Below are 20,621 nucleotides of genomic sequence, written 5' to 3'. Positions count from 1 at the left end.
AAGCCAATGAAACTTTACATCACGCTTTTACTTTCCTACTTTTTCTCGTCTGCTCTGGCACAGACTTGCGAAAAAACCCAAATTAAAGACCCTATTCTCATTGATGCTATTGGTGAGTTTATTATTAACTGTAATAAAGTCAATGAAATATACAAAGATATGGGGGTTATACATATGGGAGTGCATCCGGATAGTGGAAAGGAAGAAAAAAGAATTAATTTGTGGATAGATCTGACCGATAGTTTTAAAGATAATCCCCCCCAACAATATGCGCATCTGTGGGGAAAGGTTATTTTGATTTATCAACGTGATGCAAAGGGCAAAATAATTAAAAACGAAATTCCCCCCGAACAACTGGAAGCTTTGTTGAATGAGGTTGGTGATCGGGTATTTATTAAACAACAAAGAAGGGGACGGTGGGTGGAAACCTATAATGCCGATGGAAGTTTAAAAAAAAGAAGCTTTCAGCAAATCATATCGGGCGGAGGCTCCCCTACAAGTATTACTCTTTTAATCAACAAAAAAACGGGAGAAGTAAGAAAGTTGAAATCTGTTTGAAGATGAGCGTAAATGAATCAAGCAAAGCCACTTTTTTGTTTGTGGCTTCGCTTTTTTGTTTAAAAAAATATTCTTACTCCTCATGTGTAACTTCATACGTGTGTCTTGAGATTGTCATAACCTGTCATTGGTTGGGGGATTTTAGCTTATGATTTAGTTTCTATTTTGTTTAAAACTACTTCTAAATTCAATGAAATAACTCAAGACTGTTAGCATATGGAACAAGATATTTTTAGTGATTTAATTAGCTTTGTACACACTACACGGTGGAAATATAGAAAAGAGTTAACGAGAGAGACTCAATTAGAGCGCGATTTATCATTGACAGGTGACGATGCAATTGAGTTTATGGAATCTTTTTTTAGAAAATTTAATATTGAATTCTCTAATTTTGAATTTTCAAAATATTTTGACGATGAAGGACTGCTGATTAACATTGATTGGTTTAAGCAACTTATTTATGGAACTCCATTACCAAAACGTTCTAAGCATAAGTTAACTTTAGGGGATTTAGAAAAAGCAATAATTGATAAAAAATGGAACAATATTGATTAGTATTACTATCGTGATATTCAATCATTACTATCATCTTTCTGCTCATTTTTTACCTAAAGATTATGGGAGAATATTATTGTTTTTAATTACATTTATAAAAAAAGCTTAGTTGAATGATTCTTCTTTAAAAGAAATTTATGTAAATACATATACAGAAACTAAGTATTTTTCGAATACTCAAGACATATGAAATAAAGTCGTTTTAACCTGATAAAATAATGAGAGTTATAATCACGCTTTTACTCTGCTGTTTTTGGGTTTCTGCTCTGGCACAGACTTGCGAAAAAACCCAAATTAAAGACCCGATTCTTATTGATGCAATTGGCGAGTTCATCATCAATTGTAAGAAAGCGAATGAGATGTACAAAGACATGGGTGTTTATGAAATGCATGTATATCCAGATAGTGGAAAGGAAGAAAAAAGAATTGAATTAGTAGCAAGACTGACCGATAGCTTTAAAGATAATCCCCCCCAACAATATGCGCATCTGTGGGGAAAGGTTATTTTGATTTATCAACGTGATGCAAAGGGCAAAATAATTAAAAACGAAATTCCCCCCGAACAACTGGAAGCTTTGTTGAATGAGGTTGGTGATCGGGTATTTGTTGAACAAAAGAGAAGAGGAAGGTGGGTGGAGACTTACCATAGAGATGGGAGTTTAAAAAGAAGAAACTACCAAATAGGTATATCAATGGGAGGCTCGCCTTTTGAAATTACTCTTATAATCAACAAAAAAACGGGGGAAGTAAAAAAGTTAAAAAGTGTCTAAGTGTCTCGTTTCTTGCTTTGACACGATTTACCACCTAAAAGCAAATCCCCCCTCCCTCAAAAAATAAATCCGCCTTTCCTACCCCTCACTCCCTACTTCTCCCTACTTTTGTATTCGTCTTGGGTGCCTCATGCCTGCTTCGTGGCAGGCTTTGACGGCTTAAAAGGGAATTCCGTGCAAAACGGAGACTGTCCCCGCAACTGTAAGTTTCATCCAAGGTCGCTCTTAACAACTGCATAAACCACTGATTTTCAAACGTAAATCGGGAAGGTGCAAGGGCGATGAAACAAGTCAGGAGACCTGCCCAATGAACTATTTAGTCGCCGCGCACGGAGGATGCGCAGCTAAACCGATTTTATTCTTTTAAATAGTATGAAAAACACCCTCAATCCCCGTCTGCTGACGTTGCTGTGCTTTATGTTGGCCGCAGCGCTGATTCGTATTCTGAACGTGGCGCAGCTCTCGCCCATTTCCAATTTTACACCGCTTGGCGCGATGGCGCTGTTTAGCGGCGCGTATTTCAGTACCCGTTGGAAAGCCTTTGCTTTCCCGCTTATCACCCTTTTTATCAGCGATTTACTCATCAACGCCGTCATTTACCAAGGCCGCTACGGCATCATCTACGAAGGCTGGTATTGGGTATACGGCATTTTTGCGCTGATTGTTTTTTACGGAAAAGTGTTACTACAAAAAATCAACGTCAAAAACGTCGTTTTGGTCGCCGTCATTGCCACGTTGTCGCATTGGGTCTTGTCGGATGGCAGCGTGTGGCTGAGCGGTGGCATTGATCTGCGCACGGGTCTGCCCCTCACGCGCGATTGGACTGGGTTTGTGCAATGCCTCACGCAGGGCGCGCCGTTTATGCGTAATTTTCTGGCGGGTACGTTGGCATACAGCGCTTTGCTTTTTGGCGGCTTTGAAGTTCTGAAAATGCGTTTTCCCAAACTGGCCGTTGCTGAATAATGCAGACGGCTCTTATGAATTGGTCGGGAGGAAAAGACTCGGCGCTGGCATTGTATCATAGTTTGCAAAACAAAGCCTACGACGTTCGTTACCTCCTGACTTCACTGAACGACTCCTTCCGACGAATCTCGATGCACGGCGTGCGCGAAGAACTGCTCGACCAACAGGCCCAACGGCTCGGCATCGAACTGCTCAAGCTGCGCCTGCCCGAAACTACGTCTATGGAAGAATATCAACTCCGTATGGCTCAAATTCTCCAACCCTTAGCCGACGCGGGCATCACAAAATCCATTTTTGGCGATATTTTTCTGGAAGATTTGCGCCTTTACCGCGAAAATCAACTGGCGACCATTGGAATGCAAGGAATATTTCCCCTCTGGAAACGTCCTTCGATGGAATTGCTGGAAGAATTTTGGGGCTTAGGATTCAAAACCATCGTCGTCAGCGTAAACGGAAATGTGTTGGACCAATCCTTTTGTGGCCGCGTGCTAGACCGCGATTTTGTCAGCGAATTGCCCGCCAATATCGACCCCTGTGGCGAAAACGGCGAATTTCACACCTTTGTTTTTGAAGCTCCTTATTTTTCCCAACCCATTGATTTTCAAAAAGGAGAAACCGTCGAAAAGACCTATCATTTTCAAAATGCCGAAGGAGAACACTTGACTTCCACTTATTTTTTCACAGATTTGTTGCCCATTTAAAGTCATTGCGCAAGATGAATCCTACGTTATCGAAAGACGCGGTACGCGAAATTTACGAATCTCCTATTTTGGAGTTGATTTACCGAGCCGCCACGGTTCACCGCCAACACCACGACCCTCAAGAAGTACAGGTCTGTACCTTGCTGTCTGTCAAAACGGGGGGCTGCCCCGAAGATTGCGCCTATTGCCCACAGGCTGCGCGGTACCACACGGGAGTACAAGCCCATAAATTGATGGAAGTGGATGAAGTATTAAGTGCCGCCCAACGCGCCAAAGAAGCGGGCAGCACGCGCTTCTGCATGGGTGCCGCTTGGCGCGAAGTCCGTGATAATCGCGATTTTGATAAAGTACTGGAAATGGTCAAAGGCGTGAATCAACTCGACATGGAAGTATGCTGCACGTTGGGAATGCTGACCGAAACCCAAGCTCAAAAACTGAAAGAAGCTGGGCTTTATGCCTACAACCATAACCTCGACACAAGCGAGGAGTTTTACCGCGATATTATTTCAACCCGTACCTACGACGACCGCCTCCAAACCATCAATCACGTGCAGAAAGTGGGAATTTCGGCCTGCTCAGGCGGTATCATCGGCATGGGCGAGAGCCACGACGACCGCATCGGAATGCTTCATACCCTGGCGTCGCTTCCACAGGCTCCTGAATCGGTGCCTGTCAATGCCCTGGTGGCCGTAGAAGGCACGCCGCTGGAGCATCAAAAACGCGTATCGGTCTGGGATATGATTCGGATGATAGCCACGGCCCGCATTCTGATGCCTAAAGCCATGGTTCGTCTCTCGGCGGGCCGTGTCAATATGACGATGGAAGAACAGGCACTTTGTTTTATGGCAGGGGCCAATTCTATTTTTGCGGGAGAAAAGCTGCTAACAACCCCCAATCCTGATGTTGATGCCGACCAAGAGATGTTTCAAACCCTGAATATCAGGCCGCGTCCTGCCTTCAAAGCACAAAAATTGGAAGCGGTTTAGTCACAACGTGCTCATTTGTTCTTGAAAATCCACTATTTTTGATTTTTATTTCGTTATCTCCCTAAAAGAGACACTGAACCAGGACCAAATGCCGCCGCTAAAACCTGCCCAAGGAAAATTATTAATTGCCGAACCAACTTTGGGTGACCCCAATTTTGAACGGAGCGTGGTGTTTTTGTGCGAACACAACGAACATGGAACCTTTGGATTGGTCTTTAATCAAACCACCAACTTACACCTTAACGACGTTCTGAAAGAGCCCGTTGTGACCAACCTGCCACTTTATCTGGGCGGTCCAGTCGAACAGAACACCTTACATTTTCTTCATCGGTTGTCATTTATTGAAGATGCCGTGCCCGTAGGTGATAATTTATATTGGAGCGGCGATTTTGAACAAATTATGAGCATGCTCAACGTCGGGAAAATAACCGAACGAGATTTGCGTTTTTTCATTGGATATTCAGGATGGTCAGCGGGACAATTGGACGAAGAACTCAGCAAAAACGCCTGGATTGTATCCGACACGGATGCTAGCTTTATCTTTGACACCCCAGTTGATCAATTTTGGAGGGCAGTTTTACGAAAAATGGGCGGCGAGTACCGGGTCAAGTCGCATTATCCCACCGACCCACGGCTAAATTAAAGACAAACAATTAATAATCAATCACATAAACAATAGTGAGGTTGTCACTAACACAGCCAAGTGGTTTGAAAACCACCATAAACTAACTTTTTGAATTGTATCATGAATTTGAACCTTAGATTACTTCTACTTTTGGTGATTGTGTCCATTGGAGCACAGGCCCAGACTGTTTACATGAAACCCCATTTGGGTTTGCGTGCAGGATTAAATATTTCCAGCAGTACCTATTCTCCCAACTTTATTTACAGCCTCAAACGCCAGTCTCACCCTAATTTAGGTGTTTTCTACCGTATTCGGAATCAAAAATGGGTTTTTCAACCAGAAGTACAACTTTCGGTACGCGGCGGTACATTTAAGGGAGAACTTGAAGTAGTACGCAACAATTTCAACTACGCCAGCTTTGTACCAGTGGTAGGATACATTCTCACCGAAGGCTTAACTTTTGAGGTTGCACCAGAGTTTAGCTACGCGGTCAATAACCTCCGAAGCGTGGTTCCACTTCGTAAAAACGAATTCAGCATGGGTACAGGGCTACGGTTTGACTTTATGGATATGGCAGAAGATTTCAGCCTGAACCTTCGCTACATTCACGGGTTCACCAATTTGTCAACTTCCAAAACTGAATCGCTTTACAATCGTACGTTACAGGTTTCGGTCATTTACAATTTGTACAAAAAGAAGTAGCTCAAGCAATCTACAAGGGGTTTTTTGAGGAAGAATAAATAAAATTTGGATTTATAAATCCCGATTGTAATTTTGCAACATGATTTTAAACGTAAAAAATAGCGCATGGTGGTGGCGTTCTTCTTCCAAAAAGATGAACACGTAATGCTATGCTTATTTTTAACCCAAAAAGCTCGCTGTTCATCGCACAGCGAGCTTTTTTTATTTTCAATTCCCAAACTTGATAACTAACAAATTCAACCGATATAGGTAATGACAACGACCGATACTACCTTCAAAATCAGCACTCAAAGCCGTAAATTATTAGGAGATATGCTTACGCCCGTTGGCGTTTATCTCAAACTCCGCGATAAGTTCCCCTACACCGTCATGCTCGAAAGTGCCGAATACCACGGCATGGAGCACGGCTTCAGCGTCATTGCCTGCGACCCCGTTGCCTCGTTTGTGTTGGACGAAGACGTGGTAACGCAAACCTTTCCTGACGGCTCCGAGGAGACGTTTGGTTTGCCTCATCGCAAACACGCCATGCAAACCCTACGGGATTTTATCCAGCGCTTTGACGCTCCAAAAAATGATTACCCTTTCATCAATGGTGGTTTGTTTGGGCATATTACCTACGACTCAGTGGAATACTTTGAAGACATTGAGATTCAGCCAAAAACACCCGACAACGCCATTCCACAGATGGTGTATCGCGTGTATCGTTTTGTGATTGCGTTCAATCATTTCAAAGATGAAGTGTATTTGTTTGAGCATGATTATGGCGTAACAAGGCAGGATTCCAACCACAGCCGAAGTATGGGCATGGATTTGGATTCTTTGGAGATGATTGTTAAAGCGCCTAAAATGGCGACGTTCCGCTTTAAAGCCAATGCCATCGAAGAAAGCAACGTCACCGATGAGCAAATGGCGGGTACGATTCAGCAATGCATCAATCATTGCCTACGCGGCGATGTATTTCAGATTGTACCTTCGCGTCGTTTCAGCAAGAAATTTGAAGGCGATGAATTCAATGTTTACCGGGCTTTGCGCTCCATCAATCCTTCTCCGTATCTTTTTTACTTTGATTTCGGCAATTACAAAGTGTTCGGTTCGTCGCCCGAAAAACAAATTTACATCAAAAACGGGCACGCCGAAATTCACCCCATTGCGGGCACTTTCCGGCGTACAGGCGATGACGAAAAAGACGCTGAATTGGCGCGTCAACTAGCCGCCGACCCCAAAGAAACAGCCGAACACGTGATGTTGGTAGACTTAGCCCGTAATGATTTGAGTCGGAGCTGCGACGTGGTCAAAGTAGAAACCTACAAAGAAGCACAGTTTTTCTCACACGTGATTCACTTGGTTTCTAAGGTAACAGGAAAAATGAGCGCGGGGGTTAATCCACTCCAATTGGTTGCCGATACATTTCCGGCTGGAACGCTCTCAGGCGCCCCCAAACACAACGCGATGACCATCATTAATCGTCTTGAAACCACCAATCGTAGTATTTACGGCGGTGCATTGGGTCATATCAGTTTTAGCGGAGACTTCAATCACTGCATTACGATTCGTACTTTTTTGAGTAAAAACAATACGTTGTTTTATCAAGCAGGAATGGGCGTAGTGGCCAAATCGAACATTGCTTCTGAGATGCAGGAGGTGCATAATAAGCTCGCCGCGCTCCGCAACGCCATTGAAATGGCTAATGAATTGTAATAAAGCACCAAAACACAAAATCGTCCGTAATTCGAAACAGATTTTTTTCCAAAGTTTGTCTATCTTTGTTTCGTTTATTGCGTATATATTCTGTAATCAAACAAGAAAGTATAATGCATAATCGTTTTCACGGTATGAGGAAACTTTTTACACTACTGACCATATTTTATTCCACACTCGCATTTGGACAGGGTTATATTGACCTTTCTTCAAATACAGAGGTGACGCCGTGGAGGCCCGATGGCGCTTTATTGCAGACATTCAGTAACATAGGCACTCCGCCAGTGACCGTCACGGCCACCATTCAGGGGAACACCAATCGACTTCGTAACCAAACCCCCCGTAATGACTCCCGGGGATTATGGCTAAACATTGCGTTAGGAAACCGTACCGAAGGCATCAGTGTTACGTTCACATTTAGTGAGCCCGTAACCAATTTATCATTTGGAATTCTGGGAATCGACCGCGAATTAAGCTTTAGTAACTATCAAGACCGTGTCCTTATTGCGGGTTATGACGACAACGATATAGGTGTCACACCGGCCATTTCTTATAATCCTAATTTTGCCTTTTTAACCAACGGAATAGAGCCTTTTGTAAGAATTCTATCCGGTTTCAATTCCGATCCCTTAGACAGTACCCGCTCGACGGTTACTTTTCCGGGCACTGGTGTTAAAAAAGTGACCATTGCGTTCAACAGCGGTGATAATATCCGTAACGGTGCCACTACTGCGCAAAGTATCTTCCTGACGGACTTATCATGGGCCAGTATTGTACCTGTTGAACTTATTTATTTTCGTGGAAAAGCAGAAAACGACCGCGTACGCCTGAATTGGGCCACCGCAAATGAATCCAACAGTGACTATTTTCAGGTAGAGCGCAGTACAGACTTAAAGGAATTTACGTCAATAGGGCGCATTACGTCGGCGGGAGATTCAAAGCAACGCGTCGAGTACAGCTTTTTGGATGAAGCGCCCTTGCCAGGAGTGAATTATTATCGACTGAAACAAGTGGACAAAGACCGCGCTTCAGAATATTCAAAAATCATTGCAGTCAGCCCTCAAACTGCCTCCTCACGGTTTGTTATTTACCCAAACCCTTCAGATGGGCAAAACATAAAACTGCAATTTGATAACCTTGAACTAGATGGTCTACGTTTGTCGACTTTACTTGGTCAGGAAATTCCTTTTGAAATTCAGGCCAGCAATACCAACAGTTTGACCATTAAACCACTGCGCGAACTACAAACGGGGCTGTATTTCATCACCTATGCCGACGCAATGGGACGAGGAAGATTGACCCAAAAGCTGTGGGTGAATAAATAAGGGCTAGAAAAGGAGTCGTCAGAAAATATTGAGTGTTAATTATATAAACTCCTGCTGAATTTCTTCCTTAACAAACTTGAGCGCTGAAGCCGTAGGGTTGCGGTTTTCCTGAATGATTTTCTCGAAAATCTTCTTGGCTAAATCAAGCGGAGGCGCGTCGGGGGCTACCTCTGAGGCGGCTTGATTGATAAGCGTAATCACTTCCTGCTGGGCACCCCGTATTTGCTCCCATGCCTCATGGCTCATATAGACTTGTTGCGAAAGATTATGATTGAATTCTTCGCGCACTTCATGCATTAAAATCTGCTGAAATTCAATGGCTTGAGTAGCCGAACCATTCAAACGAACGATAAGATTATTGGGGCTGATTCGTTCCAAAAAAAGGCACATCCGCTCGTAAGCCTGAAGCCGAATCGGTAGGGTTATTTCCAACTTTTTACTTCGGTTTTCCAGCTGTTTTTCCACAAATTGTTTTTTCAAAAAGGCAGTTACGGTCAAATACACCGCATATAACACCAAAGCAGCAGGAAGTACTATTTTCAACAGGTCGGTGACAATTTCCATTCGTTTATTGTTTGTTTACCAGTAAAGAGTCTCCGCAAAGAACGCAAACTGTCGGCAAAATAGTGCGTATTTTTGCGGATTAACGCATAAAACTCCCATGATTACCAAAAATCCCATTAGAATTTCTCCCATTGCCCACCAAGAAATAGTGGATACTTTACGCATCAACAAGATTCCAGACACATACGGATTAAGGGTCGGAATGAAAGGCGGAGGATGCGGCGCCCAGTTCTTGTTGGGTTTTGATCTACCCACCGAAAACGACCACGTATACATGGTAGATACCATCAAAGTCATTATCGACAAACGCCACTTAATGTACGTAATCGGCACAGAGGTAGATTTTGAAGAAACAGAGGAAGGAGCGGGATTTACCTTGGTAAAATAACCTCCCCTTGATAGCCAACCGCACCGCGCTTACAATTATTTCTATCAATACTTATATAAACAATAGTAACTTTTGGCACGATTTTAGGTCTATAGTATAATTGACTGAATACATAAAAACCGGCAAAACCACTTTTTGGATCTTCGTGCAAAAAATTAGGAAACATATACCAGCCATTCTGGCGACATGTTCGTTATTGGTGGCATTATTGTCTTTCTTTTTCTTTGAAAGAGGGGCTTTGGGTGCGGCAGAAGAGACTTATTTCTCGGCTGTAAAAGAACGAATCAAGCATGAACTTTCGGTTTCGCAGGAAGAGATTGAACGCATTACAATGCTGGTTGCTCAAACCACAAATACGCAGTTTTCTGACCTTCGCCAGCCCACCAAATACCCTTACTACGTTTACCAAAACGGACGTTTGATTTTCTGGTCCGACTATCGATTTATTCCAGACTATGAAGCTATTCATAAAATATCTCAAACTCAACTTGTTACCTTTGACCAAAGCAAATATTTAGTCAGTCGTCGGCAGTTTACGCGCCCCAATGCTCGTATTGATGTAGTTTCAGTCATTAATCTGTACCGACACTATAAGAACGAAAATAACTACTTACAATCGGGCTACAACGCAACTCTTTTTACGGTAGACCCCGAGCTAATTTCAACCAATTTCGGGCCAGCGTATCAAAACATTCTGGACAACCAAAATCGGTTTTTGTTTTCTATCATCCCCCCCAAATTTGACTCCTACCATAATCAAACAGCCCCCGTCAACACCATCACGTGGGGAATCTTAGCGGCAGTTTTGTTCGGGATATACATTATCCAATGGGTCATTACATTAAGCAAACAGAAGCGTTACGAAATGGCATTTTTGCTATTGATGATGTATTTGGTGCTCCTTCGGGCAGGGATGCTTTATTTTGGAATTCCTTTTTTATTCTCAGAAAACGATTTATTCAACCCCAAGTTTTATGCTTCCTCGCCCATTGCCCCTTCGCTCGGCGACTTTTTGCTCAATTGCTCGGTTTGCTTTATATTATCGCTTTACGTAGCTGATTTTTATTTCCGTTCAAAGGCTTACCTATTCTTAGTAAATATCTCCCAAAAAGTACAACCTATTTTATCAGTTCTATTTATCATTCTTAGTTTTGGGGTATTTTACCTAAGTCTGTTAGAACTGAATAACATCTACGAAAAATCACAATTTACGCTCGACATCACGTTAAGCATCTCGTTCTCTGTCCTTAAAATAGCTTGCCTCATTATCTTTATTCTTATTTCGAGCATCTATTTTCTATGTACTCACTTACTAGTAGGATTATTTATTCGACTCAACCCAAAAAAAATATATGGTGTGCTGATTTTTGCGATTGGCGCCCTTATCTTTCTGCTTCTGGCAATTATTTTGGGAGTCGACCTTAAATGGATTTTGGGTGTTCATGCTCTTTATTTTTTATTGTTATACTTCGCCCGGTTTCCACGTGTTTTATACACATTTCGTTACCGAACCACCATTTATTATTTTCTGGGGGCTTTTTTCTGGGCCATCGTTACGACCTACGTGGTCTACAATGAAGAAGAACAAAAAGACATTGCCAACAAAAAAGAATTTGGAGAGCAAATTTTTTCTGAAAATGATGGTTTGGGTGAATTTTTGTTGGACCGCGCCAAAGAGTCAATCAGTAAAGACCCCGAAATCCAAAATTCATTTGTCAGTGATACAGTTTTGTCCCGAGAGCGTATTCAGCAAATCGTGAAGAGTATTCACTTGGATAAATACTTTGATAAGTATGATATTGAAGTAGTGTCGTTTCGGGCCGATGGGCAGCCTTTAGATACGTCCATTTCGGATGAAACATTTGACAACTATACTAAGTTTTACCAGCTGTCCAAATACCAAACCAAGTACCCTTCCCTTTATTTTATTAATGATCTTGTCAACAATTTCCAGAAACAGTACTTGAGTTTGATTGATATTCGCAAAGGCTCAACCTTAGTTGGGCGGGTAGTACTCAACCTAAACCCCCGCGAAGAGCAGTCCAGAAATGTATATCCAGAGTTATTGATGGATAAAAAGTTTGTGCAAGCTCCCGAAACACGTCAGTACAGCTATGCCGTTTATGATACGGCCAAAAACCTTATTTATAGCTCAGGCAGCTACAACTACGACCGAAAAATGCCGCCTGTTGAGTTGGGCAATCCAATTTTATACACACGGGGCATCCAACTCTATGATTACAAACATATAGGCAATCGCGATAAAAACAACCGATACATGATTGTGTCGTCTAAGTCGTATCCTTATAAAAGTATTATTTCCAATTTCTCATTTTTGTACCTCATATTGGTATTATACGTCATTGGTATTATTGGCGTATATGCCCTAAAATATGGCTTACGACGGCTGAAAATTAGCTATACAACCAAAATTCAGATTTTGCTTAATGTTGCTTTTTTCACGCCATTATTACTCATTGTACTTATCACCCTACAAGTTATTACGGCCAACTACAACAGCAATCAAGAAAATACCTATCTCACCAGTACCAAAAACATCGGCAACAACTTTGCCCCCTATCTGGAAGAGTACCTTAGCGGAAAAAGAAGCCGAGACGCAATGGAAGAGGAACTGGGGAAAATTGCCCGGGATGCCAACGTTGACATTAATTTCTTTAATGAAGAAGGCAACCTCAGCATCACCACCGAGCCCCTGATTTATGAAATCAAGCTTTTATCCAAATGGCTCAACCCTGATGCTTATATTCACCTGATTCAAGACCGGGAAAACGAAGTATTATTGGACGAATCGCTGGGTAAAAAGCAGTATCGCACCGCATACGTGATTGTCCGGGCCCGCAACACCAGCAAACCATTGGGCATTTTAAGTATACCTTATTTTGACTCAAAACCTGAACTTGATCGGCAAATCATCGAAGTAATTTCAACGATTTTGAGCGTGTTTGCCATCATGTTTCTGTTGTTTTTAGCCATTTCTTACTGGGCTTCCAACCTATTGACTATTCCGCTACGCATCCTGACGCAGAAAATCAGACGAATCAACCTGCACCAACTTAACGAGCCCGTCAATTGGAAATCAGACGATGAGATTGGCTTGTTGGTAGGTTCTTATAACCAAATGTTGAAGAAACTAGATGAGAGCAAAGAAGAACTCGCCAAAAATGAAAAGCAGTCGGCATGGCGCGAGATGGCCAAGCAAGTAGCGCACGAAATCAAGAACCCTCTAACACCGATGAAGCTGACTATTCAACAGCTTCAGCGAACGATGCTGCGCGATTTGCCCCCTAATTTACCCCAAAATGAGCGCATAAAACGCACCTTCGAATCGTTGATTGACCAGATAGACAATATCAGTGACATTGCCACGTCGTTTTCGGATTTCGCCAAAATGCCGCTTCCCAAAAATGAGCTATTTGAGATTTCATCCGTACTGAATAAGGCCGCTGATTTGTATGCCGACGACACCAAAATCATCCTTCACCGAGATATTCAAAACCGAAGAGTGAACGTAATCGGTGACCGACAACTCATTGGTCGCATCATCACCAATCTGATTATCAATGGAATACAGTCTGTACCAACTGGACGTAGACCCGAAATCTTCCTTCGATTACGGATTGATGAAGGCAATGTTTATATCGAAGTACAAGACAACGGAAATGGTATTCCAGAAGCCATCCGTCCAAAAGTATTCTTGCCTAACTTCAGTACCAAGCAAGACGGCTCAGGCTTGGGACTGGCCATTGCCAAGCGAGGGGTGGAACATGCCGGAGGCTCCATCTGGTTTGAAACAGAAGAAGGGACAGGAACCACATTTTTCCTATCCCTCCCCTTAAAGCACAGCGATCGTCCTGCTGAAGTAAGTAATAATCTTATTTAATGCTCAAACTAAGCACTGGAATATCCGAATGATTGACGGTGTCTTCGGTCATGCTACCCATGAAAAAGTGGGCCAGTCCTCGACGTTGATGCGTACCCATCACAATCAAATCCGCATGGTTCTGGTGCGCAAAGTCAAGAATAGCATCTTCTTCATTGAATACTTCGGTGTCAGACACAAACAAGGTTGCATTTTTTAAACCTGATTCTTTCACCAAAAAATCTTTTTGGGCTTCCATCGCCGCCGTGTTTTTAAAATGGCCAGGATCATTGATGTAAAGCAAAGACACCTCTCCGCTAAAAATTTTCTGCAAAGCCGCAAAAGCCTTAAAAGCTGGAAGTTGACTTTCTTTGAGCGTAGTGGGAAAAACAATTTTACCAAACGATACTGCTGGGGAAGGCACGGCCAAAACGGGGCATTTTACCCGACGAATCACTTTTTCAGTATTTGACCCTACGATAATTTCTTCCATTCCCGACACACCGCGCGTTCCCATCACAACTAAATCAATGGCGTGGTCTTTCACAAAATCTTCGATAACGCTTACCATCGGCCCTCCAATAACGGCCGTCTTAACTTTTACCCTCGCAAACTTTCCACTCTCTGCAATTTCGGCTAGTGTTTTTTTCAAGCTCTCCGTGACCATGTCCAAATACTCATCCTCGATGGCTTTATCGTATAGATAGTACTCCGCCAACGGCGTTGCCGTCACCATTTTTTCGTTGGCATGGAGCAACATTATTTCGGCATTTGTTTTAAAGGCTATATCGGCCGCCACTTCAAGGGCATTGTGCGCAAAACCTGAGAAGTCAGTAGGAACTAATATCTTTTTCATTGCAGTACATCGGTTGATTTAAAAATGATAGTAAATGTACATTTACAACGAAGTTCAAATGCTGACAAAAATCAAGACAAGTGACTGATTTCCATCAACTAATCACTTTTCATCGGAAAATATGTCCCCAACCTGATGTCTATCAATCAATCTCTGCTTAATTTTGGTAACCAATATTCATTTAACAAAACCATCGATGAACCTTTTCAAAATAAGTTGGGCCAATCTCAAAGATAAAAAGCTGAACAGTTTTCTAAGCGCACTCCTAATGACGCTCGGAATCGGTATTATTTCGATGTTATTGTTGTTGAACAAGCAGTTGGATGAGCAGTTTCGCCGCAACATCAAAGGAATTGATATGGTCGTGGGGGCCAAAGGCAGTCCACTGCAATTGATTTTATCGAGTATTTATCAAATCGACTCCCCTACGGGCAATGTGTCGCTCGACGAAGCTCAACGGGTGATGAAAAACCCACTGGTCAAAACGGCCATTCCGTTGGCAATGGGGGATAACTATATGTCGTACCGGATTGTGGGAACAAACCCAAAATACCCCAACCATTTTGAAGCCAAAGTAAAAGAAGGCCGACTTTTTTCGACCACAATGGAAGCGACCGTGGGGGCCAAAGCCGCAAGTGTGACAGGCTTAAAAATCGGCGATACTTTTTCGGGAGCACACGGTTTTGACAACATGGATGATGTCCATGGCAACAAAAAATACAAAGTGGTTGGTATTTTCGAAACCAATAATTCCGTCATCGACCAGCTTATTTTAACCGATATTTCGAGCGTATGGTCTATTCACGAGCACGCCGATGAGCCCGGCAAAGGCGCCAACGTAACTGATATGCTCACAGGCGGCGATTCTACCCAAACCGATGAGCCAAGTCAAGAAATCACCAGCCTGTTGGTAAAATTTAGGAATCCAATGGGCATGGTAGCCTTGCCGCGATTTATCAATGAAAACACCAAAATGCAGGCCGCTTCCGTGGCTTTTGAAATCAATCGTTTGTTTTCATTATTGGGCATCGGTATTGATACCCTACGCGCTATTGCGCTGATTATCATTCTCATTGCGGGCGTGAGTGTTTTTATTTCGCTTTATAATTCACTGAAAGAACGTAAATACGAAATGGCCCTCATGCTATCGATGGGCGCCACTCGCACCAAACTTTTTGTGATGTTATTACTGGAAGGAATTATGTTGGCACTGGTAGGCTACGGCGCAGGAGTTTTGCTCAGTCGCGTGGGGCTATGGCTATTCAGTCGGGCGGCTGAGTCGGATTATCACTATTCTTTTGCCGATTTTAGTCTTCTACCCGAAGAAATTATGCTTCTGGGCGGCGCTATACTGATTGGAATTTTAGCAGCGGCCATTCCTTCGTTGGGCATTTATCGCATCAATTTGTCGCGGACATTGGCCGAAGAATAAAGCATTACACTTAAGACCGCTGGTTGGTAAAATACCCATCAGCGGTTTCTTTTTAGTTAATAGAACTTCCTAAATCCTGATGTAAACTCTTTACTTCTTGCCCGAAAAACACGGCTGACTGACGGTCAAATGCCTCGGTCGAATCCGTGGTATAAAATGTCCGTTTGCCATTTTTACTGCATTTAGCTTCCAATTCGGGATGGCGCTGAAGATAATCCGTCAAACTGTGCGCCACAATTTCGGCTTGATTGATGATGCGAATAGACGCGGGCAAAAACTGTCGTATCTTCTTGATTAACAACGGATAATGCGTACATCCCAACAAAACAGCGTCAATATCGGGCGACTGCGCCAGCAAATGCTCAACGTGCTTTTTGACAAAATAATCTGCTCCATCGCTGTCAAATTCCCCATTTTCAATCAATGGCACCCACATTGGGCAAGCTTCCTGCACGACGTGTATGTCTGGGAAAAATTTCTTTATTTCAACCAAATACGATTCCGATAAGACGGTACCTGCCGTGGCAAAAATCCCAATATGCTGCGTATCGGTAAATGTCCCAATCACTTCGGTGGTAGGTCGAATAACGCCTAAAACCCGCCTATCAGGAGCAATATGTGGCAAATCCAGTTGCTGAATATTGCGCAAGGCTTTGGCCGAAGCGGTATTACACGCCAGAATCACCAAATGACAGCCTTTAGAAAAAAGATGTTTGACGCATTCGAGGGTGTAATGATACACTGTATCAAACGAGCGCGTGCCGTAGGGAGCACGGGCATTATCACCCAAGTACAAGTAATCATACTGCGGCAATTGCTTCACCAACTCTCTTAAAATTGTTAAGCCGCCGTAACCCGAATCAAATACGCCAATCGGCCCCTGCATTGATGTTCATTTAAAGTGTTTACCAAGATACTGTTTTTAAATATTCCGCCACAAACAGCCCGCAATACGTGCCAATGGCATTTCCCAAAGCACCCACCAAAATTCCGGGCAGGTACAAATCTGGACGATTCAGACTTTTGGACAAGGCCAACGCCGACGCAGAACCTCCGATATTGGCTTGTGAAGCGATGGATAAAACATCCCAATCCTGTTTTAAAAGCGCCCCAATTCCGAAGATGACCAATGCATGAATCACAATCAATGTGCTTACAAAAACCATCATGCTAATGGCCAAAGGCCCGTCTTTAAGCAAGGCCTCAATATCGCAAAAAGCGCCGATGACGGCCAAAAATAAATAAATAAAAAACATCGCCAATACCTTCATTCCCCGTAAACGCTGTACTACTGGAAGTTGAGCCAATGCCAACGCCAACGTGGTTAAAATAAGGATTTGAGGTACCTGCGGTATCATCACTGCCAATTGTTTTGATACATACAGCCCTGCCGCTCCCATCCCCACCAAAATGGCCAAATCTTGTGGGTTGAAGGTTTCAACATCACTCACTTGCGCCGAAGCCTCTTTTTCAAACTGTTGCGCCTGTTCGGCGGTATGATTGTATTCGATGCGTCGTGGTAAATAACGATTTAAGAGCTGCGGTAATAGTAATGTCGCCACCATCCATAAAGCCGTCAGGATATTATCCACCGCCACCGCTGCGGCATACACATTTCCTTCTTTATTGACTTCGTAATGCAACGCCAATGCGTTGAAATTTGTACTGCCACCGATGTACGTACCCGTAAACATTCCTCCCAACGCATAATAAAACTCCCCAAAACCTTTGGGGCCTGAAATAGCCCAAATACCCGCAATAACGCCCAACATGGTTCCTGCTGTTCCCAGAAAAAAACTCAAAATCATGGGGGTCCCGGCCTTTTTCAACCCTTTCAGATTAACCGTCAGGAGTAAATAGAATATCGAAATCGGCGCGAGATAAGTAAAAATGCCGTCGTAAATTGGCGGTGAATTGGTTGAAGCTGGAATTAAGCCCAGATTGGACGTAATTGCGGTCAATATAATGACAATGAGCGCCGTACCCATGTGACGCAGGTACGGCAGACGTGCCAATCGTTCGGAAATGATGATATTGACCATCAATACCGCCAAAATAGGCAGTGAATCTTGAAATAAAGGCATAGTAGGTTAAGGAATGGGTAAATAGCTGATGCAATTTATCATTTCTTATCGCATTTGCACTATCGTAACCCCCGCTCCTCCGCGATCTGGATGTTCATCCTGCATTTTTCCTACCTGCTTATATGATTTTAAGTGATTACGAACCAATTGACGCAAAATACCGTCGCCTTTTCCGTGTACAATCCGCAACTCATTAAAACCAAGCATCAGGGCATTGCTCAAAAAGTCGTCTAATTCAACAATTGCTTCTTCTCCGCGCTTGCCTCTAATATCAAGATTAAAGCTAAAATTCATCATCTTTTCGTTGATGTCAATTCCGCCCACGCCCGTTCTTATGCCTGCGCCCGCGCCTTTTTCTCCCGTTGCTTCTTTGAACGCTTTTTTGGAGACTTTTTCCAACCGATTCAATTTTACATTGGACTTCAAATCGCCGATTCGAATCTCCACATCTTTGCCTTTCATGGCCAGCACTTCACCCACGGTAGCCTGTCCTTTGATTCGTACAAAGCTGCCAATGGTAACTTCTCCCCCCTCGGGAATAAATTCCTCGCGCTCGGGTTCGGCAACCGCTTCAATTTTCAACTCCTGCTTTTCAAACTGCTCCAGTTCCTGCCGTATCAGTTTTGTGGTATCGCGTTCGGCTTTGTTTTCCTTTATTTCCCGAATGGTACTTTCGATGCGCTGATTGGCCGTAGCCAACAGTTGCTTGGCTTTTTGCTTAGCATCGTTGATGATTTTCTTTTGGTCATTGTCCAAACGCGTCTGCAAGGCTGTCGTTTCGACCAGTTGTTGGGCCAGTTTTCGCTCCTTGATTCCTATTTCAATGTTCTTTTCCGAAAACACTTTTTTCTCAATGTCCAGCTCTTTCAACAATTTTTCGAAATTGACCTGCTGCGTACCTAATTTACCCTTAGCCCGTTCAATAACAGCCTTCGGCAAACCGATTTTGGTCGCAATTTCAAACGCAAAACTACTCCCCGGTTTGCCAATTTCGAGCTGATACAGCGGCTCCAGATGTTCTCCATCGTAGCGCATAGCACCATTTACCAGTCCCTGTGTTTTATCGGCGTAGGTTTTGAGGTTGGTATAGTGCGTATTGATTACGCCAAAGGCGCCCGACTTGGTCAAATCTTCCAATATGGCTTCGGCAACCGCCCCGCCTAAGCTGGGCTCGGTTCCTGTTCCAAATTCATCAATTAAAAACAGCGTACGTTTATGGGCAAATTGCAGGAAATGACGCATGTTGGTCAGGTGGCTGCTGTACGTACTCAAATCATTGTCCAGACTTTGCTCATCGCCGATGTCAATAAATAAATTCTGAAATAACCCCACCGTAGAATCTTCACGCATGGGCACGAGCAAACCGCATTGAAGCATATATTGCACCAATCCTATTGTTTTCAATGCCACGGATTTCCCCCCTGCGTTTGGTCCCGAAATCACCAAAATACGTTGATTTTGACGCAGTTCAATGCCCAAAGGAACCACTTTTCGGCCTTGTTTCTGAAAAGACAAATACAACAATGGATGCCGTGCCATGCGCCAGTCAATCACGGGTTGATTCACAAAAGCAGGATTGACGGCTCCTAATAGTGACGCAAATTTTGCTTTGGCACGAATAAAATCTACCATCCCCAAAAACTGACAAGCTTTCTGTAAATCAGGCAAATGGGGACGAATTTGATTGGCCAATTGAATTAAAATACGGTTAATCTCCCGTCGTTCAGCGTATTCTAACTCTTTGATTTCGTTATTGGAATCCAACACATCGGCGGGCTCAATGAACAGGGTTTGCCCTGTCGACGATTCATCGTGGACAAAGCCTTTTAATTTTCGCTTGTGTTCGGCTGAAATCGGAATTACCATTCGGCCATTGCGTACCGTTAAGGATACATCATCCCCTACCCAACCGCTGCTTTTGGCGTGCTTGAGCATCGAATCCAACTTTTTACGCACACCGGCCGCTTCCGAAATCAATCGACGACGAATATCCGCCAACTCGGGCGAGGCATTGTCACGGATCTGTCCGCGGTCATCAATGATGCGGTCGATGGCATCACTGACCGATTTTTCCACTTTGACGTTGCCTGCCAATTCAGTTAAAAAAGGAAACCGTCCTTCTTCCTGCTCGGCCAGAAACTTCAGCACCTGGCGAATGGTGCGGAGCGAAAGTTTCAAATCAAAAAACTCATCCAACGACAAAACCATGCCTTCCACCCGCATTTTATCCAAAGCGGGGGTAGCATCCAAATAGTTTTGGGAAGGAAACTCGCCCGTCGATTCTTCGAGAATAGCTTTCATCTCGGCAGTTTGACGAGTCAATTTATCAATCACGGCGAAATTATCCGAAAAGCGAATCTTCTGCACAAAGGCCCGCCCGAGTGGGCTCAGGCACAACTCACTCAATTGTTCGCGAATGCGGTCAAATCCTAATTTTTGTTCTAAATCTTGCGGGTATAACATTGTCATTCAACATAAGGCATTGAACATTCATCCAAATATATAGCCAATGCTAAATGACAAATGTTCAATGA

18 protein-coding genes and 1 riboswitch are annotated in these 20,621 nt (G+C 43.4%); of the genes, 13 read left to right on the top strand and 5 right to left on the bottom strand.

The features are described 5' to 3' along the window. Window positions 1–6: 6 nt before the first annotated feature. The 10 genes from NCI00_RS11965 (at window position 7) to NCI00_RS11920 (ending at window position 8,883) form a co-directional block, all read left to right on the top strand. Entirely contained in the window at window positions 7–558 is a 552-nt protein-coding gene (locus NCI00_RS11965) for a hypothetical protein (RefSeq protein WP_253527782.1), read from the top strand. A 216-nt stretch (window positions 559–774) separates the two neighbouring features. After that, on the top strand, window positions 775–1,113 hold the full coding sequence (locus NCI00_RS11960) for a DUF1493 family protein (protein WP_253527780.1): 339 nt from the start codon (window positions 775–777) through the stop codon (window positions 1,111–1,113). Window positions 1,114–1,331: 218 nt separating this feature from the next. Then, a complete protein-coding gene (locus tag NCI00_RS11955; protein WP_253527778.1) occupies window positions 1,332–1,883 on the top strand; it encodes a hypothetical protein in 552 nt (183 codons plus the stop codon). Window positions 1,884–1,989: 106 nt separating this feature from the next. Next, window positions 1,990–2,205: riboswitch (cobalamin riboswitch) on the top strand. 50 nt (window positions 2,206–2,255) lie between these two features. Further along, window positions 2,256–2,846: a DUF6580 family putative transport protein gene (locus NCI00_RS11950; protein WP_253527776.1), complete on the top strand. Its 591-nt coding sequence runs from the start codon at window positions 2,256–2,258 to the stop codon at window positions 2,844–2,846. Beyond that, on the top strand, window positions 2,846–3,547 hold the full coding sequence (locus NCI00_RS11945) for a Dph6-related ATP pyrophosphatase (protein ID WP_253527774.1): 702 nt from the start codon (window positions 2,846–2,848) through the stop codon (window positions 3,545–3,547). The genes NCI00_RS11950 and NCI00_RS11945 overlap by 1 nt, the downstream gene beginning before the upstream one ends. Before the next feature lie 14 nt (window positions 3,548–3,561). Continuing rightward, window positions 3,562–4,533: a biotin synthase BioB gene (gene bioB / locus NCI00_RS11940; RefSeq protein ID WP_253527772.1), complete on the top strand. Its 972-nt coding sequence runs from the start codon at window positions 3,562–3,564 to the stop codon at window positions 4,531–4,533. 88 nt (window positions 4,534–4,621) lie between these two features. Further along, window positions 4,622–5,176 (top strand): YqgE/AlgH family protein, encoded by a 555-nt coding sequence (locus NCI00_RS11935; protein WP_166558476.1) that lies wholly within the window; start codon window positions 4,622–4,624, stop codon window positions 5,174–5,176. Between the two features lie 102 nt (window positions 5,177–5,278). Beyond that, complete coding sequence (locus tag NCI00_RS11930) at window positions 5,279–5,860, top strand: porin family protein (RefSeq protein ID WP_166558475.1); 582 nt, start codon at window positions 5,279–5,281, stop codon at window positions 5,858–5,860. Window positions 5,861–6,112: 252 nt separating this feature from the next. Beyond that, window positions 6,113–7,558, top strand: coding sequence for an anthranilate synthase component I family protein (locus NCI00_RS11925; RefSeq protein WP_253527770.1), 1,446 nt, complete (start codon window positions 6,113–6,115; stop codon window positions 7,556–7,558). A gap of 134 nt (window positions 7,559–7,692) precedes the next feature. Further along, window positions 7,693–8,883, top strand: coding sequence for a T9SS type A sorting domain-containing protein (locus tag NCI00_RS11920; RefSeq protein WP_253527768.1), 1,191 nt, complete (start codon window positions 7,693–7,695; stop codon window positions 8,881–8,883). A gap of 39 nt (window positions 8,884–8,922) precedes the next feature. Here the strand turns inward: NCI00_RS11920 and NCI00_RS11915 are convergent, their stop codons facing one another. After that, window positions 8,923–9,447, bottom strand: coding sequence for a DUF7935 family protein (locus tag NCI00_RS11915; RefSeq protein WP_114461673.1), 525 nt, complete (start codon window positions 9,445–9,447; stop codon window positions 8,923–8,925). Between the two features lie 97 nt (window positions 9,448–9,544). Between NCI00_RS11915 and NCI00_RS11910 the strand changes: the two genes are divergently transcribed. Together NCI00_RS11910 and NCI00_RS11905 are read left to right on the top strand one after the other, a co-directional pair. Next, entirely contained in the window at window positions 9,545–9,835 is a 291-nt protein-coding gene (locus tag NCI00_RS11910) for a HesB/IscA family protein (RefSeq protein ID WP_253527765.1), read from the top strand. Between the two features lie 145 nt (window positions 9,836–9,980). Further along, window positions 9,981–13,736 (top strand): sensor histidine kinase, encoded by a 3,756-nt coding sequence (locus tag NCI00_RS11905; RefSeq protein ID WP_253527763.1) that lies wholly within the window; start codon window positions 9,981–9,983, stop codon window positions 13,734–13,736. Here the strand turns inward: NCI00_RS11905 and NCI00_RS11900 are convergent. After that, a complete protein-coding gene (locus NCI00_RS11900) occupies window positions 13,729–14,571 on the bottom strand; it encodes a universal stress protein (protein ID WP_253527761.1) in 843 nt (280 codons plus the stop codon). The two genes, NCI00_RS11905 and NCI00_RS11900, sit on opposite strands and share 8 nt — an antisense overlap. A 196-nt stretch (window positions 14,572–14,767) precedes the next feature. On the opposite strand from NCI00_RS11900, the gene NCI00_RS11895 reads away from it, so the two are divergent. Beyond that, window positions 14,768–16,003 (top strand): ABC transporter permease, encoded by a 1,236-nt coding sequence (locus tag NCI00_RS11895; protein ID WP_253527759.1) that lies wholly within the window; start codon window positions 14,768–14,770, stop codon window positions 16,001–16,003. 52 nt (window positions 16,004–16,055) lie between these two features. On the opposite strand, the gene murI is transcribed toward NCI00_RS11895, so the two are convergent. From murI to NCI00_RS11880, 3 genes are read right to left on the bottom strand one after another with little or no spacing between them, the layout of a single operon-like run. Continuing rightward, complete coding sequence (gene murI / locus NCI00_RS11890; protein ID WP_253527757.1) at window positions 16,056–16,889, bottom strand: glutamate racemase; 834 nt, start codon at window positions 16,887–16,889, stop codon at window positions 16,056–16,058. 19 nt (window positions 16,890–16,908) lie between these two features. Further along, window positions 16,909–18,087 (bottom strand): DUF819 family protein, encoded by a 1,179-nt coding sequence (locus NCI00_RS11885; RefSeq protein WP_253527755.1) that lies wholly within the window; start codon window positions 18,085–18,087, stop codon window positions 16,909–16,911. Window positions 18,088–18,132: 45 nt separating this feature from the next. Further along, window positions 18,133–20,550 carry an endonuclease MutS2 gene (locus NCI00_RS11880; protein WP_253528341.1) on the bottom strand — a complete coding sequence of 806 codons (2,418 nt, stop codon included), beginning with the start codon at window positions 20,548–20,550 and terminating at the stop codon, window positions 18,133–18,135. Between the last annotated feature and the right edge of the window lie 71 nt (window positions 20,551–20,621).

Origin of the sequence: Runella salmonicolor, assembly GCF_024158025.1 — a bacterium.
GTDB classification, from domain to species: Bacteria; Bacteroidota; Bacteroidia; order Cytophagales; family Spirosomataceae; genus Runella; species Runella salmonicolor.
The sequence above is the reverse complement of the archived record's forward strand: the minus strand, read 5'-3'. Positions and strand labels throughout refer to the sequence as shown.

Excerpts from the sequence above, each read along its gene's own strand:
- NCI00_RS11910 (WP_253527765.1), top strand. The coding sequence starts at position 9,545 with ATGATTACCAAAAATCCCATTAGAATTTCTCCCATTGCCCACCAAGAA.
- NCI00_RS11930 (WP_166558475.1), top strand. The coding sequence starts at position 5,279 with ATGAATTTGAACCTTAGATTACTTCTACTTTTGGTGATTGTGTCCATT.
- NCI00_RS11915 (WP_114461673.1), bottom strand. The coding sequence starts at position 9,447 with ATGGAAATTGTCACCGACCTGTTGAAAATAGTACTTCCTGCTGCTTTG.
- NCI00_RS11925 (WP_253527770.1), top strand. The coding sequence starts at position 6,113 with ATGACAACGACCGATACTACCTTCAAAATCAGCACTCAAAGCCGTAAA.
- NCI00_RS11955 (WP_253527778.1), top strand. The coding sequence starts at position 1,332 with ATGAGAGTTATAATCACGCTTTTACTCTGCTGTTTTTGGGTTTCTGCT.
- NCI00_RS11935 (WP_166558476.1), top strand. The coding sequence starts at position 4,622 with ATGCCGCCGCTAAAACCTGCCCAAGGAAAATTATTAATTGCCGAACCA.
- bioB (WP_253527772.1), top strand. The coding sequence starts at position 3,562 with ATGAATCCTACGTTATCGAAAGACGCGGTACGCGAAATTTACGAATCT.
- NCI00_RS11900 (WP_253527761.1), bottom strand. The coding sequence starts at position 14,571 with ATGAAAAAGATATTAGTTCCTACTGACTTCTCAGGTTTTGCGCACAAT.
- NCI00_RS11895 (WP_253527759.1), top strand. The coding sequence starts at position 14,768 with ATGAACCTTTTCAAAATAAGTTGGGCCAATCTCAAAGATAAAAAGCTG.
- NCI00_RS11950 (WP_253527776.1), top strand. The coding sequence starts at position 2,256 with ATGAAAAACACCCTCAATCCCCGTCTGCTGACGTTGCTGTGCTTTATG.
- NCI00_RS11885 (WP_253527755.1), bottom strand. The coding sequence starts at position 18,087 with ATGCCTTTATTTCAAGATTCACTGCCTATTTTGGCGGTATTGATGGTC.
- NCI00_RS11880 (WP_253528341.1), bottom strand. The coding sequence starts at position 20,550 with ATGTTATACCCGCAAGATTTAGAACAAAAATTAGGATTTGACCGCATT.
- NCI00_RS11920 (WP_253527768.1), top strand. The coding sequence starts at position 7,693 with ATGAGGAAACTTTTTACACTACTGACCATATTTTATTCCACACTCGCA.
- NCI00_RS11945 (WP_253527774.1), top strand. The coding sequence starts at position 2,846 with ATGCAGACGGCTCTTATGAATTGGTCGGGAGGAAAAGACTCGGCGCTG.
- murI (WP_253527757.1), bottom strand. The coding sequence starts at position 16,889 with ATGCAGGGGCCGATTGGCGTATTTGATTCGGGTTACGGCGGCTTAACA.
- NCI00_RS11960 (WP_253527780.1), top strand. The coding sequence starts at position 775 with ATGGAACAAGATATTTTTAGTGATTTAATTAGCTTTGTACACACTACA.
- NCI00_RS11965 (WP_253527782.1), top strand. The coding sequence starts at position 7 with ATGAAACTTTACATCACGCTTTTACTTTCCTACTTTTTCTCGTCTGCT.